Source organism: Flavobacterium cupreum (assembly GCF_003996965.1).
GTDB classification, from domain to species: domain Bacteria; phylum Bacteroidota; class Bacteroidia; order Flavobacteriales; family Flavobacteriaceae; genus Flavobacterium; species Flavobacterium cupreum.
The window spans coordinates 51,632-66,346 of sequence record NZ_QWDM01000006.1 but is presented as its reverse complement, the minus strand read 5'-3'; the positions used below and the strand labels follow the sequence as shown (position 1 = coordinate 66,346).

10 protein-coding genes are annotated in these 14,715 nt (G+C 38.9%); 6 read left to right on the top strand and 4 right to left on the bottom strand.

Annotation, left to right across the window (positions count from 1 at the left end; all coding sequences use genetic code 11):
• Nucleotides 1–4: 4 nt before the first annotated feature.
• From D0817_RS10485 to D0817_RS10475, 3 genes are read right to left on the bottom strand one after another with little or no spacing between them, the layout of a single operon-like run.
• Nucleotides 5–2,554 (bottom strand): alpha/beta hydrolase family protein, encoded by a 2,550-nt coding sequence (locus tag D0817_RS10485; protein ID WP_127338354.1) that lies wholly within the window; start codon nucleotides 2,552–2,554, stop codon nucleotides 5–7.
• A gap of 3 nt (nucleotides 2,555–2,557) precedes the next feature.
• Nucleotides 2,558–3,937, bottom strand: coding sequence for a RagB/SusD family nutrient uptake outer membrane protein (locus D0817_RS10480; protein ID WP_127338353.1), 1,380 nt, complete (start codon nucleotides 3,935–3,937; stop codon nucleotides 2,558–2,560).
• Between the two features lie 12 nt (nucleotides 3,938–3,949).
• Nucleotides 3,950–6,976, bottom strand: coding sequence for a SusC/RagA family TonB-linked outer membrane protein (locus D0817_RS10475; RefSeq protein ID WP_127338352.1), 3,027 nt, complete (start codon nucleotides 6,974–6,976; stop codon nucleotides 3,950–3,952).
• 657 nt (nucleotides 6,977–7,633) lie between these two features.
• Here D0817_RS10475 and D0817_RS10470 point away from each other — a divergent pair.
• The 3 genes from D0817_RS10470 to D0817_RS10460 all read left to right on the top strand — a co-directional run bounded on the left by D0817_RS10470 (nucleotide 7,634) and on the right by D0817_RS10460 (nucleotide 9,548).
• The gene (locus D0817_RS10470) at nucleotides 7,634–8,128 is read left to right on the top strand and encodes a helix-turn-helix domain-containing protein (protein ID WP_127338351.1); all 495 of its coding nucleotides are present in this window, start codon (nucleotides 7,634–7,636) and stop codon (nucleotides 8,126–8,128) included.
• Nucleotides 8,129–8,301: 173 nt separating this feature from the next.
• Nucleotides 8,302–8,898, top strand: coding sequence for an SHOCT domain-containing protein (locus tag D0817_RS10465; RefSeq protein WP_127338350.1), 597 nt, complete (start codon nucleotides 8,302–8,304; stop codon nucleotides 8,896–8,898).
• 287 nt (nucleotides 8,899–9,185) lie between these two features.
• Nucleotides 9,186–9,548, top strand: coding sequence for a hypothetical protein (locus tag D0817_RS10460; protein WP_127338349.1), 363 nt, complete (start codon nucleotides 9,186–9,188; stop codon nucleotides 9,546–9,548).
• A 45-nt stretch (nucleotides 9,549–9,593) separates the two neighbouring features.
• Here D0817_RS10460 and D0817_RS10455 read toward each other — a convergent pair whose 3' ends face one another.
• The gene (locus D0817_RS10455) at nucleotides 9,594–11,207 is read right to left on the bottom strand and encodes a helix-turn-helix transcriptional regulator (RefSeq protein ID WP_127338348.1); all 1,614 of its coding nucleotides are present in this window, start codon (nucleotides 11,205–11,207) and stop codon (nucleotides 9,594–9,596) included.
• A gap of 412 nt (nucleotides 11,208–11,619) precedes the next feature.
• On the opposite strand from D0817_RS10455, the gene D0817_RS10450 reads away from it, so the two are divergent.
• The 3 genes from D0817_RS10450 to D0817_RS10440 all read left to right on the top strand — a co-directional run bounded on the left by D0817_RS10450 (nucleotide 11,620) and on the right by D0817_RS10440 (nucleotide 14,514).
• Nucleotides 11,620–12,339, top strand: a complete 720-nt coding sequence (locus D0817_RS10450; protein WP_127338347.1) for a hypothetical protein — start codon at nucleotides 11,620–11,622, stop codon at nucleotides 12,337–12,339.
• Between the two features lie 310 nt (nucleotides 12,340–12,649).
• Nucleotides 12,650–13,498, top strand: a complete 849-nt coding sequence (locus D0817_RS10445; protein WP_127338346.1) for a helix-turn-helix domain-containing protein — start codon at nucleotides 12,650–12,652, stop codon at nucleotides 13,496–13,498.
• A gap of 173 nt (nucleotides 13,499–13,671) precedes the next feature.
• Nucleotides 13,672–14,514 (top strand): RteC domain-containing protein, encoded by an 843-nt coding sequence (locus tag D0817_RS10440; RefSeq protein ID WP_127338345.1) that lies wholly within the window; start codon nucleotides 13,672–13,674, stop codon nucleotides 14,512–14,514.
• Nucleotides 14,515–14,715: the final 201 nt, after the last annotated feature.

Sequence of the window (14,715 nt, the reverse complement as noted above, 5' to 3'; positions counted from 1 at the left end):
TACATTAAATCTTATCTGGTTTCATCCATTCTAGGGCGGGTTTATCTTTTAAGAAATGATCAAACCATTCCATTATACGAATTGTCAGATCTTCCTGATCAGCTTTCCGCTTCATTGCATGCGTTTCCTCGGGATATACAAGCATAACGCTTGATTTTTCAAGCCTACGCAGTGCAAGATGAAATTCCATAGATTGGCTTGGTAATACTTGTCGATCGTTCCTTCCCGTCCATAAAAGCAACGGGGTATCTACATTTTTAACAAAATTCAATGGCGAATTGGCTGCATAATTTTCAGCTAATTCAAAAAGAGAGCCGTTCATCCTAAATTGTCCGGACTCAAAATGATAATTATTTTGTCGTGCGCGATTTTCATTAATACAAAGAAAATGAGTGGTTAAATCAGAAATTCCAGCTCCTACTACAGCGGTTGCAAAAAGATTAGTTCTAGTTATTATCATATTAGCTTGGTACCCACCGAATGAATGCCCAATCAACCCGATTCTCTTGCTGTCGATTCCAGAAATATGTAATATCGCATTAACTCCTGCCGTCACGCAATCGACTGCTGATAATCCTGGATTTCCCATTTCGTAATGAATGTCTGGCTCGAATACAAAATATCCTTGTGAAATGTAATTACTCTTGTTGTAACCGGTTTGGTTATGCAATGTAGGATTTACATACTCATAAAATCCTTTGGATAAATATTCATAAATATTCACAATAACAGGATAAAGTTTAGTGGAATTAAACCCGGCGGGATAGTATAAGGTGCCTTGCAATTGCTGCCCTTTAGAATTCGAGTAAGTTACATTTACAGCCTTTCCCCACTTGTAACCAAAATGCTGTGGGTTACTTTGATAGAGTGACCTCGCTATTACTCCGTTATTTTGATACATCAAGCGTGGCGGCAGGTTATAGTTTTGCTCTACAAATAGTTTTGCATCTCCTTTTGCATTGACCTTCAGCTCAGACTGCGAATAGCCATCATATATTAGAGGTTTGCATGTGCTATGCGCGTTCCATCTGTAGTACACTGTTCGGTTCCCGGTAGTTCCGGTTAGCCATTGTTCCTTTGATAAATAGAAAAAACCCTCCTTTTTATTTTGCGTCACAATCCGGAATATTGTATTGGTTTCCCTGCCATTAGTAAGCCTTTTGCTTTTACCGTTTAAGACAATTTTCCAGATATCAAATGCATCGTGAACTAATACACCTAATTCATCATAAGTCCATTCTGCAGTGCCGTATGGCGGCACATCACCGGCCCAGTCATATCTTTCATCTTCAAAAGAGACCTTCAGTTTTGCTGTTAAACTGATAGTTTCACCGGTACTAATATTATAATTCCACCATTGCTTTTCACGAAAATAAGTAACGAAATTACTATTGGGAGAAAAAGAAATTTGATTTGTATCGCCTGATTGCTTGGCCAGAAACAACTTCTTGTCACGGGTTTCAATATCCAACAGATAATAATCTGTATCACCAATTTGCTTTTGTTGCGGTTGATAAGCATTCGGGTTCCATACTAAAGCATGTCTACCATCAGCGCTAATTATACAATGGGGTAATTCGTTATTTGTGAGATACTGGTAACTGTCCCTATCTGGCTCCCAGCTTATGGTTTTATCTATCAATTCGTATCCTTTTGTCATGACCTTACTTGGATAAACTACTTTGTCTTCGGTATTCCAAATTTCTATGTCATTGTTGTTCTGGTCGAATGTATTATTCCCGATCTCGAAGAACACTTTTTGCCCATCGGGTGAAATCCGCAGCAGTGATGTAAATACTTTATTTGAATCTAATTCGTGAACATACTCTTTATTGATTTCCATGTAGTTAGCATTATTTAGCCGATATAATCCTATACTGGTATTTTCGTTCTCATTCTTAAGAAACGCAACCGATTCTCCATTGTCCTGCCAAGTAAAGTTAGTTGCTGCGGTTTCGCCTGTTTTCGCTATTTTGGTGATGAGAAAGTTTTTAGACAGTCGAAGTAACAACATGGCCTGACTTCCTGTATCATTTGTTTGATATATGATAGCATCTGATTTGACATTATACGACCATGCAGTGACATTTTTAATGTCGAAGTAAATATTACCTTCTTCATTATAAATGGTCAAATTTTTATTGACATTGCCAAATGGCGATTCAGCAATGATGTAATTTTCTTTTGTTATTTCATATCGAATTACCTCGCTTACAGTTTTTAAATTTCCCGTTTGAAGATTTGCAATGCATAATCCACTTTTCAGGCAGGCAAATTTGTCTTTCCCAAAGAAACGACCATCCTGTCCCTGAGCAAAATCAAAGCAAGATTTTCCGTCAGTTCGTTTCACAAATAAAGTGTCCGCACCGTTTTCATACGACACATTAAAACTAGCCCATTTTCCATTCTCGGAAAGTGTCCCGACAGAAAGCCGACTCCATAAATTGTAGTCAGCTGGTGTTAAATCCTTTTGCATTACCTGCCCCATAACTGGGCAGGTAATCATAACAGAATAAAAAAAGAATACATATCGAAATAAAGAAATATGCTTCATAAGTCAATATCCGGTATTTTGTGGTGCAAGATTGGGATTCAGCAATAGTTCTGTCTCTGGTACTGGCAACAAAGCATCAGTAGTATTCCAGCCTGTCTTAACTGTCGAAAGCGTTGTATCAAGTGCGTTGCTACGTTTCAAGTCGAAAAAGCGGTGTCCGTATTCAGTAAACAATTCCACACGCCTTTCGCGCAGTATCGCGTCTATGATTTCCTGTTGGCTCACAGCAGGCGTATCACCAAGCCCGGCAGCATGCCTTACAACATTAAGATCGTCCTTAGCTCCACTAAGTTCACCCTGCCTTGCGCGGGCTTCGGCCCTAATTAGGAATTGTTCAGACAACCGCAAAACGATTGAGTATTCTACTGAGCTTCCGGTATTGGTCTGTTCTTTATATTTGTTGGCAAAATACCAGGTTGTTGAGCCGTCACTCACTGTACCTATCCAAGATATGCGGCGGTGATCACCCGCCTCGAAAGCATTAACTAAATCCTCCCTGAGTGCGACAAACGGTGGAGGTCCAGAGGTAAATACAAAGTTTCCCCCTTCAGCGGTATTGACACCTTCTGCCATTGGCTTAAACTGCCAGATTGTTGATGTACTGCCTTTGAGAAAAACCATATTGGCATTGCTTTCGAGACCATATTGACTATCATTAAGTACTACACTGGCTGTATTTGAGGCTTCAGCCCAATCACCATGATATAAATAAACGCGTGCAAGCAAAGCGATGGCAGCGCCTTTATTGGGTCTGATGCGCTCAGCAACAACATAATCCTCTTCAATCAGGTTCTGTGCTTGCACAAGATCGGTAATGATTGATTGATATACCAATTCAGTGGCAAGTCTACCTGCATGACGGTTTATCTCATAATCGGTCGTGGTAATATACGGCACGGCACCGTAAAGATTCACAAGGTAAAAGTGAATAAGTGCCCTGACAAACAATGCTTCTCCAGTCAGTTGATCCTTGTCGGGCTGTCGTAATGATACAGAGGCAGCAACGCCCTGAATAATAGCATTTGCAGAATATATTTGATTATAGCTATCATTCCAAAATGACGCAACTGTACCATTGTTAGCTGTCAGTGTATTATTGTAAAACGGAGGTATACCTGTTGTTGCACTTCCATAGTAAATGAGCTCGTCTGTGTAATTACCCATCAGGTTAGACAGCCCAGTACCGTTTCCTGTAATCAATCCCGAATCGCGCAGTTTGGCATATAGGTCCGCCATAGCAGCGTTGGCCGTAGTGCGATCCTCAAATACACTTGGTGTATTTAACTGTCCCGGCGGTAGGTCGATTTCTACAAAGCTATCACAGTTACAAAAGAAGCACAGCAGCATAAGTGAAATCGAAAATTTGAATATAATATTTTTCATGGTCTAGTTATTTTATAAGGTAAATTGCAATCCAGCCGTAAATATTTTAAGCGGTGGCAGGAAACCCGGTGATCTGAATTCAGGATCGGCACCATTATAGTGTGTAATGGTAAGCAGGTTTTGCCCTTCGACAAATACCCGGCACTTCAATCCTGATAACCATTTTTCCGGTATGGTATACGATAATGAAACATTTTTCAGCCTGATATATGAAGCATCCGTTATCGTCGCATCACTGTCATAGTATTTTGAAAATGCCTCGACGGCTGCGCCGTTTACGCCTGAAGAATATAACTGATAACCGGATGTATCACCTGGATGCTGCCAATGGTTTAATACTGTTATTGGTTGGTTGCTCATAATTCCAGGCATCCCTCCTAAGTAGGTCGCATTATAATTGTCCTGTTTGACAAACTGGAACAGGAAATTAAGTTGCACCCCTTTATAGCTGATTTGATTCTGCAGCCCTCCGAAGTATTTAGGATTCAGATCGAGAACAGTTTGCTTATCTTCGGGAGCTGACAGGCTTCCGTCGCCGTTCACATCTTGGAATGTGTAAAGGCCGCTTGCAGGATCAAGTCCTGTATAATGATAAACTTTCCTGATATTTAATGCCCGACCAATTACATACTGGTTTTGGTATGTCGATCCCTCAAGATCTGGGAATGACAGCAACTTATTACGTGAAGCTGAAATATTAAAACTTGTTGTCCAGTCAAATTCTTCAGTGTGGAAATTCACAGTTCTCAACGTTAATTCAATTCCTTGGTTTTCAACAGTCGCATCTAAGTTCGCTTGTATTGAACTGAACCCAGTCGTACCCGGCAATGGAATTCCTACCAATTGATTAGATGAACGGTTAGAGTACCATCCGGTGGTTAAGAAAATTCGGTCTTTCAAAAAGCCTGTTTCTAATGCAACCTCCACCTTGGTATTACTCTCCCAGCCAAAATCAGGATTAAACAGTCGTGTGGGCTGAAGACCGCTTATACCATTATAGTTGTTGCCACTTGATGTGTACGTATCCATAAATTGATAATCACCAATTTGGTCGCTCCCACTTGTGCCGTAACTTGCACGTAGCTTTCCAAAGCTAAGAAAGGTCGAATGTTCTTTAAATAATTTTTCATTTGTAAAGAGCCAGGCCGCGCCAACTGCCCCGAAATAGGCAAACTGTTTTCCAGGTCCGAAGCGACTTGAACCATCGCGCCTTCCGGTAAGGTTTACTATATACCGATCATCGTAGTTATAATTAGCCCGGCCAAAGAATGCCTGATAACGATAATCCTGCTCGCTATCATTCCTGATATCTACAACATAGGCTGATGCTAAGTTATAAATCAGCGCATTGCTCGCAAAACCATCTCCTTCCTGAACCAGCTGCCTGCCGTTTAATTGTTGGAACGTTACTCCCGCAAGTACGCTTGTCCTGCTTTTATTCCATGATTTGGACCATTCTACCTGTGGCTCAACAATCCATGAACGTCGCGAAGTAGTATTTAAGTATAGTATTGAATATTCGCTCCCTGCTTCGTATGCGGGATCATACATACTAGAGGGCATCGTTCGAGATTCCTCATGTCGCAGGTCAGTAAATCCAAAACTACTCTTTACTGTGAGTTCAGGCAATATTTGGTAACTGAACAATACATTTGCTAAAAGATCGCCTGTCCTGCCTTTAGTCTTGCTTTCCAACAAGCTCAACGGATTTTCCCATGTACTGTTTTCCCAATTTAAATTTCCATCTGGAGTATACAAAGATGGAGCGTTCGGCGCAAGCCTTTTGGAAACAGCGGAAAGATCGGTTCCCGGTTGTAGATTATCTTGAACGGTATATCCACCAGAAAATTGGGCTCTGAATTTTTCATCATCCGATGTATGGTTTAAATTAACATGTACTCCTCCTTTTTTATATCGGAACTCACCAGGGAATACGCTTGTTTCCTTATGAAAGTCTCCACTGATCAAAAATTGCGTCTTTGCTGAGCCTCCTGATATTGAATATTTTACATCATTAATCTGTACAGTGCCACCAGTCAGCTCCTTTTGCCAATCTGTATATTTATTGGAATCCCATGTACCATTCACGTCATAGTCCGAGGGACCGGGTTGAATCCCGTCGTTAACAAATGCTTCATTTCGCATAGCTAAATATTGCTCTGTATTCATCAGATCCATAAATCTTGTAACGCGTCCAGTGCCATTCATTGTTGTAACGTTAAAAGTGGTTTTTCCTGCCTTACCTTTTTTTGTGGTGATAAGGACAACACCATTTGCTCCTCGCGAGCCATAGATTGCCGTTGCATCCGCATCCTTCAATACTTCAATACTTTCAATATCACTTGGATTTATGCTATTGAGCGGACTTGTTGTTGTAGGCTGTGCTCCAGCAGTTAAGTAAAACCCTGTGGTTTCACTGGCATAGGGTACACCATCAATAATGAACAACGGACGGTTTGCATCTGATCGTAGACTGTTCTGTCCCCTAATTTGGATGTCAAATCCACCACCGGGAACACCCGAATTCTGCGTGATACTTACTCCAGCCATGCGTCCTTGCATAGTTGCTAACATATTAGTTACAGGTTGCGTTTCTATATCTTTGGAAGTTATTCTTGAAATACTCCCAGTTCGTTCTTTTTCTTTTACTGAATAATACCCGGCATTAATAGTCACTTCTTGAAGCTGTGTACTATCTTCCGACAATATTACTTTTATTGAAGTCTGTCTTCCCACGATAATTTCCTGAGTGGTATAGCCAATGAATGTAAACACTAAAATGTCTGTAGAACTGGCCGTAATGGAAAAATTACCTTTTTCATCTGTTACGGCTGAAGTAGTAGTTCCTTTGACAATGACCGTTACGCTGGGAAGTGGTCCGGCGACATCAGTAACTGTTCCTGTAATTTGTTGTTGTGACTGCTTCACATAGCTTCCGAACGTTAGTTCAGAGGAATAAATTTGATTGGAAAGCAGCATTGCGAAAATAAATATGCAAAGACAGGAGGGCCTGCCTTTGTTAAATGAAAGATTTTTCATAAATTTAAAAAGGATTAAAATTGAACGAAAGTTTGGTTTTCTCTCGCCTTCTATAGCTTATGTTGACGCACTGTTATAGAAGGCTTTTCTTGTTAATTAATTTACCATAGGCATAATTTGGTTTTGGTTATTTGAATGAGTTAATAGCTGTTGTATGGATTGCAGTTCTGCGATATTGCAGAAAAAATATAATGGTTATTGATAATATAATAACCCAGCCCTTCCCCGACTAATTCAGCGGGAATACCAGTACGGGCCAGGCATTATAAAAAATAAAAATAAAGAAACTACAACATAGGCAAACCGGTTAAGGGTTAGACACAATGGCTGCGATTCTTAATTATCGTGAAGAAGCTTTGAGAAGTTGAGGTATAGCCAAAAAAAAGGCGCGGAACTCAGCTTATTGTTTCAAAGGTACTTGGCATACCCACCCACAAATAAGTGAGCCCACGCCCGTAAGCGTGAGCAATCTACTTATCATCCTGTGGGTTTAAACTGCCAAGTTTTTTGAAACAGGATTCAAAGCGAAAGCTTCAAATATTTTTATATGAAGAATCGCAAATTTATTTTAAAAATCAAATATATACAACTTTTTTTTAACTACAAAATTTCATTAAAAGATATTTTTTGTAGTCAAATGAATTTGTCAATTTGGATATGGCTAGATATAAAAATGAAACTGCATTAAAGACTTTAGGTTTAAGAATTAAAGCTTATAGAATCAAGGCAAAACTGGAGATTTTAGATCTAGTTGTGATGACTGGTTTTAGCTATAACACTATTTCTGATATAGAAAATGGATCTGAAACCACCATTTCTTATTTCATAGGAGTTTGTTTTGCTCTAGGGATTCATCCAAAAGAAATGATGGATATCGAATTTGATGTTAAATCTAAAAATCCTCTGACTCCTGATAGGCTAGAAAAATCCAGACTGACTCAAAGAATTAGAGATTTAATACAGAGCGGATATTTTAATGATCCAAGGTCAACTAATGAAGTTACTAAAAATTTGAAAGAAATTCATAAATTAGATTTTGAATCTAAAAATGTTTCTGTGATATTAACAAGGTTTGCCACAACCAATATTCTAAATGTTACTATGAAAGGAAATAGAAAAATTTACATTAATAAGTCTGTTAAGACTTATTAATAATGTGATAAAGAAAATGTTCTTATACTAACGTTAAATTATATTTTTTTAAATATTGAAGATATTTCATATCTTTCACGTATACAAATATTTCCTTAATGGGCTAAGGTAAACGTTGTTGCAATTTTATATAATCATAAAATTGCGAGCCCATTACTTCTAAAAAATCATGTATGGCACCAACAAACCTCATCACAAAAAAGCACTGGATTGTATATGTAAAGCCAGCAATTCTTATTCTACTTTCTTTATTTTTCATTTATGTAGCGCTTGGCCTTCAAACAAAATGGCTAGCTACTGTTATTTTGATATTCGGACCCATAATAGCCATCTCCAACGTAATAAAAGTGCTGAACTTTGCCAGTATTGCGTGGAGTTTTGATGGTGCAGAACTACTAGTAACAAGAGGTATCCTGCCATGGAACAAAACACGGATACAAATTCCAATTTTCGATTTGTATGATTCCGTTGTTTCCAGCGGGTTTTTAGGCCATTATTTGAACTTCGGTCATATCGGGATCAGAAGAACGGAAGGTGTAACTTCCCAAATGGGCGAGACACATCTTAGCAAGGCGGTACATTTTTCCGGGATAGTCAATCAATACATACAGGAATATAAGAGCAGCCGAAATCCTTTAAAAACAGTTCACGATGAGGTGAGCAATATTGGCATTGAGCTGCAACGGCTTGTTGATCTAAAGAATTCCGGCGCTCTTACTGAAGAGGAATATGAGAGATTGAAAAAAAAACTCATGGATTCTCCATTATAACATTTGCGACAGTGATCGCAGCGACATCCTTTTTCAAGGAAAAAGATACAGCGGAGAGCACGGGTGTCGTCCTGACAAAACATGGCCACAATAAATAACTCTCAATAATTACATCAACACTTAAGGACAAATCTGAAGCATCTGAAAAACTTAAGGAATACTCAAAAGATGTATCATCGATATCTTGAGTCTTAATTCCGCAATCTTCTGGGAAAAACCAATTACTTTCTATTAATTTGCTGGTTTAATTTTTGACGACTTATTACTATAATACAGCAAGACATAGAATGGACAACACAACTTATGAATTTTTTATCCGCAGGTGCTGGGACTGCGACCGGTTCAAACATGGTGCCAATACGGATACCTGGGAAGATTTACTGGTAAAGCACTACAATTTTAAACATGCCAATGTCGGCAATTTCATACTTACAAAAAAGGAATTTGAAAAGAAACTTGAACAGGTCAAAGCTTATCTGGACAAGGCTTACAATAAGCTAATCACAACGGCAACTAAAAAGAAAGTGAATCCGAAGACAATTGAGCAGTTAACAGAATCGCGGACCGCGGTGGCGGCATCGTCAGAGCCAAAGGAAATCTTTAATAGTCTCAAGGCCTCTTTTACACTGATGAATTCCAATGATCTTTAATAATTTTGTACTCACACTATAAAGTATCTGGTTTGTATAATTGTCTTACAATGCACTGTCATCCTTTTTCAATTCTTCAATAAAATATTTCGGCGTTATTTCGGTACAGCTAACAAAGGCCTTGACAAACCTTCGGGTACTGCTGAAGCCTGCTTCTTCGGCAAGGGCATCGTGGGTATAGTTCTGAAGCACTTTTTCATTTCTAATCCTCTGGGCAATATTATCTACCTTAAGACAATTGATGTATCCATTGAATTTTTTATTCTTGTGACGAAAAATAATCAGTGATAAGTACTTGGTGTTAGTATTGCAGTAAACTGCCAGTTTGGTTAGATTCAAATCCTTTTCAAGGTACTTTTTACTTTTTTCAAATTTCTTCAAGCTGTGTAAAACGGCCTCTTCGGCATCCTTGCTTATTGAAAAATCGGACTCATCTCCTTTGTAAACTTTAGCCTTATCAGCCACTTCAATTTTTTGCACTAATTCTTCATATTTTTTCCTTGCTTCCTTTTTATTCTTAAAATACTTTATTATCCCGTAGACAATAACGATGCACATGATACTGATTATGGACAAAAATATCTGATCATTATGTTTTCGAACATCAAGGGAACTCCTAAGATCCTTTTGCTCTTCCACAAGCTGTTGCGTATCATATTCTTTACGAATTTTTCCCTGAAGATAGGTATAGGTAAGGTGCAGCTTTTTATCTATCTCAAGTAATTTCTCAACATAGTAAAGCTGTGTTTTGATCATTTTTTTGTCTTTGTAATAGGTAATCAAAAACTCATACGCTACCCTGAGATCTGGACGCATGTAATCTCTTTTTAGATACATTGCGTCCACTTTTTTAAAGTATGCCACTGCCTTTTCCTTATCATTCAGACCCCAGTAAGCCTTTCCTAAATAGAAGTATCCAACCATTTCATTAGAGAAATCCTTATTGGCGCGAATAGCGGGCAGTGAAGATTGTATTTTTTCTACGCCTAGCGTGTAGTTATGGATCATGCATTGATTTACTCCTTCACAAAATATGAAGTTTGGTTCCATATCAATGTTTCCAGTCCTGATTCCTTCTTCTATTCCTGTCCGATTAATCGTTGTGCACAGGCCGTGATTGCCTACCATCTTATAGCAGGAGCCCAATGCGTGCAGCGAGTTTAAGTATGCCCTGACGTTGGTGTGCTTAAAGTAACCGATACACTCCTTAAAAAGTGCGGTTGCTTCCTTGTAATATCCCAGATAAAATTTTATCTGCCCAATTTGATATTTGGTTTTGTGGATGAGGTATGGATCATTTGTTTTTTTAACATAATGGTCAGCGACCAAATAAATATCCATTGCCTCTTTAAGGCGTTTCTGTCTATAATACGAGATGCCTTTGGACAGGTATGCTGATCCTATAACTTCATCGATGTTTGATTTTTTGGCTGCCCAAACCATACTATCGGCGTAGACCAGCTTAAGCTGGTCCGGGGCATAATGGACATAATTCTTATAAGCATTGGAAAGTTCTTCCCAATTTTCCTCCGTCCTGGCCTTTATCAGAAATGAGATCAGGTATACTGAACGAGAACCATCACTTATACGATCATCTTCGATACGGTCAAAGAGATAATCAAAATCCTTACCATTTAACGAATCAGGAATTTGAATCATATGCTTTTGTGCATGTATACAATGACTAAAGCATAAAGATATTGTAAGGAAATATCTTTTAATCATAGGTTAAGTTTAAGCTATTTCCATTGGTAGAAACTCCCATTTTATACCATAAGTATCATAGCGAGAGTTGGGGCAGATGAAATAGAGATGAATATATCAAATATAATATAAAAACAGGAAAAACCTACAAAGCGTACGCAAAAAAAGCTGTGTCGATTTTCAGAAAAATGCTAGTAAAAATGCTGTAAATGTCCAGACAACCATTTGTCAGTCGCGCATTTAGCACATAGTTTTGCTCTGAATTCAAAAGCAAAGCCTGGCTTAAACCAGCATCGTTCTGCTTTCCCTCGAGGTGAAAAATGAACTGACGAAAAAAAGTAATCAGTAACATTTAACACTAGTACACATGAAAAATTTAAAAATATTGCTGGCAATCCTGCCACTATTCACTATTGCCTGTTCAAATGATTATACAGGTGAAACTTCTGAAACTGCGCATCTAACTGAAAGCGCAAAAAAATCAGGCATCGGGCCTGTGAATCCAGCGAATCCAGCGAATCCATTCGACATCGCCGGAAGTATGCATAATGAAATCCTGGAGATTATCGACGAAACCGACTATAATTCACAGTCTATTGAAGAGATCGCTAGTTTAGTTGATTCGGTTTCAGCTGCCCACCCCGAGGTGATGCCTTTATCCAGCCATTATAATTTGTCCGGAAGACTGCCGGAGATCACATTGCTAGCAAACAACGAAAATGCTATTACTGATGTGTTGACAGCATGTACAATGGGGGCAAGTGCCAAGGCAAATTTCATAATATTTGTAAACAACCTTCCTTTAGTTGCCGCTGGTTCCTATGAAGATATCCAGTCGGCTATTGTTTCTTATGAGGCGAGTGTTCTCGCCAATACTGGATTCTCTGCTGAGGATAAACGTATAATCCTAACTGCTACTTCAGTTGCCCGATATGCAGCCTATGAGAAGAAAAGAAAGGATAAAGACTGGGAAACCAACGTTACCAGTATTGCAGCGACGGTTTGTGGTGCAGAGCAAAATCTGGTTCTGGGGTTAAAAATGGCAATAACCGTCGAACTATTTCAAGGCAACAACCCCACGCAGTGAACTGGATAAATATTCTGCTGGAACGTTATGAGAGAGCTTTTGCTATAACTGCAAGTTTTCTGCTCATAACAGTGAATGTAGGTAGCCTTTATTTCATCATAGATCTTCTGAACTATGATGAAATGGTGGGTTATCTCGCTGACGGGGGGCTTAAGAGCTCCGATCCACACGACTTTGTTTATGTTTTACTAATTCCTGTGCTATTCAATATCCTATTTGTCTTTACAGCCCTATGCTCCTGCTATACAAAAAATAGCTGACCAAGCACAGACGCTTTCAGTGCATTTTATTAATAAAAAATAATAACATTTTGGACACCTTAAAAAATGGACGCTGGCAAAAGGAATTAAAAGTCCTGCATCTTGCCGGTTTTAAATCTGTGAAGGCCTGCAGAACCCGGCTGAATCCAGACTGGTTTTCTTTGATTATAGTACTCTCCGGCACTATATACTTTATGGACGGAACTTCAACTGTTTCACTTTACCGAGGAGATATGTATGCAGTTCCCAGAACGGCTGAGGTCATTAAGCTGACATCTTCCGTGAGGGTCTGCTTTATGTCCTGTAAAAGGGATTTTGCCATCACCAACAGGTTTTCACGATCCGGTATCGGATATATAGAAGTTCTAGCCGGCTATCTGCCTTCTGTAATATCACTTACGCAGACTGAAATGAGCTACCTGATACAGGTCTTTGGATTTCTTAAGAAAAAGATTTCCAGTAGGGACAGCATTTTTCAGGAAGAAATGGTGCTGCTCTATGTCAACCTTATACTCTATGAATTTAGCGCGTTATGCTATAAGCACAGCGAAAATATAACTGCAGTCCACTACCGCAGGGAAAAAATCGTTATGGGCTTCATGACACTGGTCCGGCAGCACTGCAGAGTACACCATGAGGTAAGTTTTTATGCTAATTCTTTATATATCAGCAGGGGCTACCTGGGCAAGGCTGTCCGTCAAATAATCGGCATGCCTCTCAAACAATATATTGAGATGGCTATCGTATCAGAAGCATATGTATTGCTTGAAGACAAAACTCTAGCCATTAATAAGATCGGCGAGCATTTGAATTTTAGAAATCCTCAATCTTTCAGCAATTTTTTTAAAAAACACACCAAATTAACCCCAACCCAATATCGCCATAACCTAAAATTTTAATCCGTTCTTACAATACAACTGTAAATCTACTGAACCGTAATATCATTTCATAATTGATTTGCTTGTGAATAGCCCCATCTTAATCGTATAGCATGTATTTGTCAGTAAGCACAGTAATGTTTATATAGTCCATAAGTTTTTTTGAAAGGTATTACATTAAAACCATATGAGCTATGAAATCACTGAATGCAATTATTTCCGAAATCCGTATTAAAGAAGATCAAGTTTCGCGGGAAACTTCCCATCTCATCGATGAGGCTTACCAAATGACACTCTATCTCAAAGAACTGCTCAATACCACCCGGGACTACATTCTAAAGGAAGGATTTAAAACCCCAGCAGAGGAAATAGAATTTTTCCGCGATATCAAGCCTCAGATTTTAGGACAATTGATTTATTATAACAAAATATTTCGAATCGAGACAGTCTGCCCTGTAAAGGACGGCAAGATGTACCAGAAATTTTTCGCTAGCCAGCTTGGGCAGCTCAAGCAGGAATTTAAAGAACATATCTGCGGATCTCATTTTTATCGCTATTATAGGTCGGGAAGAAGCGACCGTGATGAGGAATATTTCACGAGGGGAAAGATTAATTACAGGGACGGGCTCAACAGTTATGTTTTTGAGATAGACAACCAGTTTTCTACCTATTATGATTCTAAAGTTGCCAGGATTATGGCCAATGAATTAATTTATACTTATCTGCTAACGAAAATAAACCCGGAAGAGCATTCAGGCTCTTTATTAAATAACCCTGAGTCCACAAAGGATATTTTCTGGACAGATTCTAAAAATGCGCTTATCGAACTCATATATGCGCTCTACGCTTCGGGAGTGATATCGAATGGAAAAATTGGTATCCGCAAAATTACGCTTGTCTTTCAAATACTTTTTCGCGTACCGCTCGGCGATGTGCATCATTCCTTTCACCGGATGAAAGACAGGGCTGGGACAAGAACATCATTTCTTGATCATCTTAAGTTGTCATTGGAACAATATATGGATAAAGAACTGTAGGTTTGACAATAGATCGCTTTACTTAAAGCAGTGCCAAAGGCACTGCTTTTTTATTGCCCATATCTGCCAATTGGCAGAAGCTAAAATCCCTTGTCTAGTGTCCAATTAATCTACTCTAAAATTTGTTTTCCAGCACAAATAGTGCTTTTGTTGGTTAAAAAATCGTCTCTGCCAATGGGCAGGACTTGGCAGAAAATACTT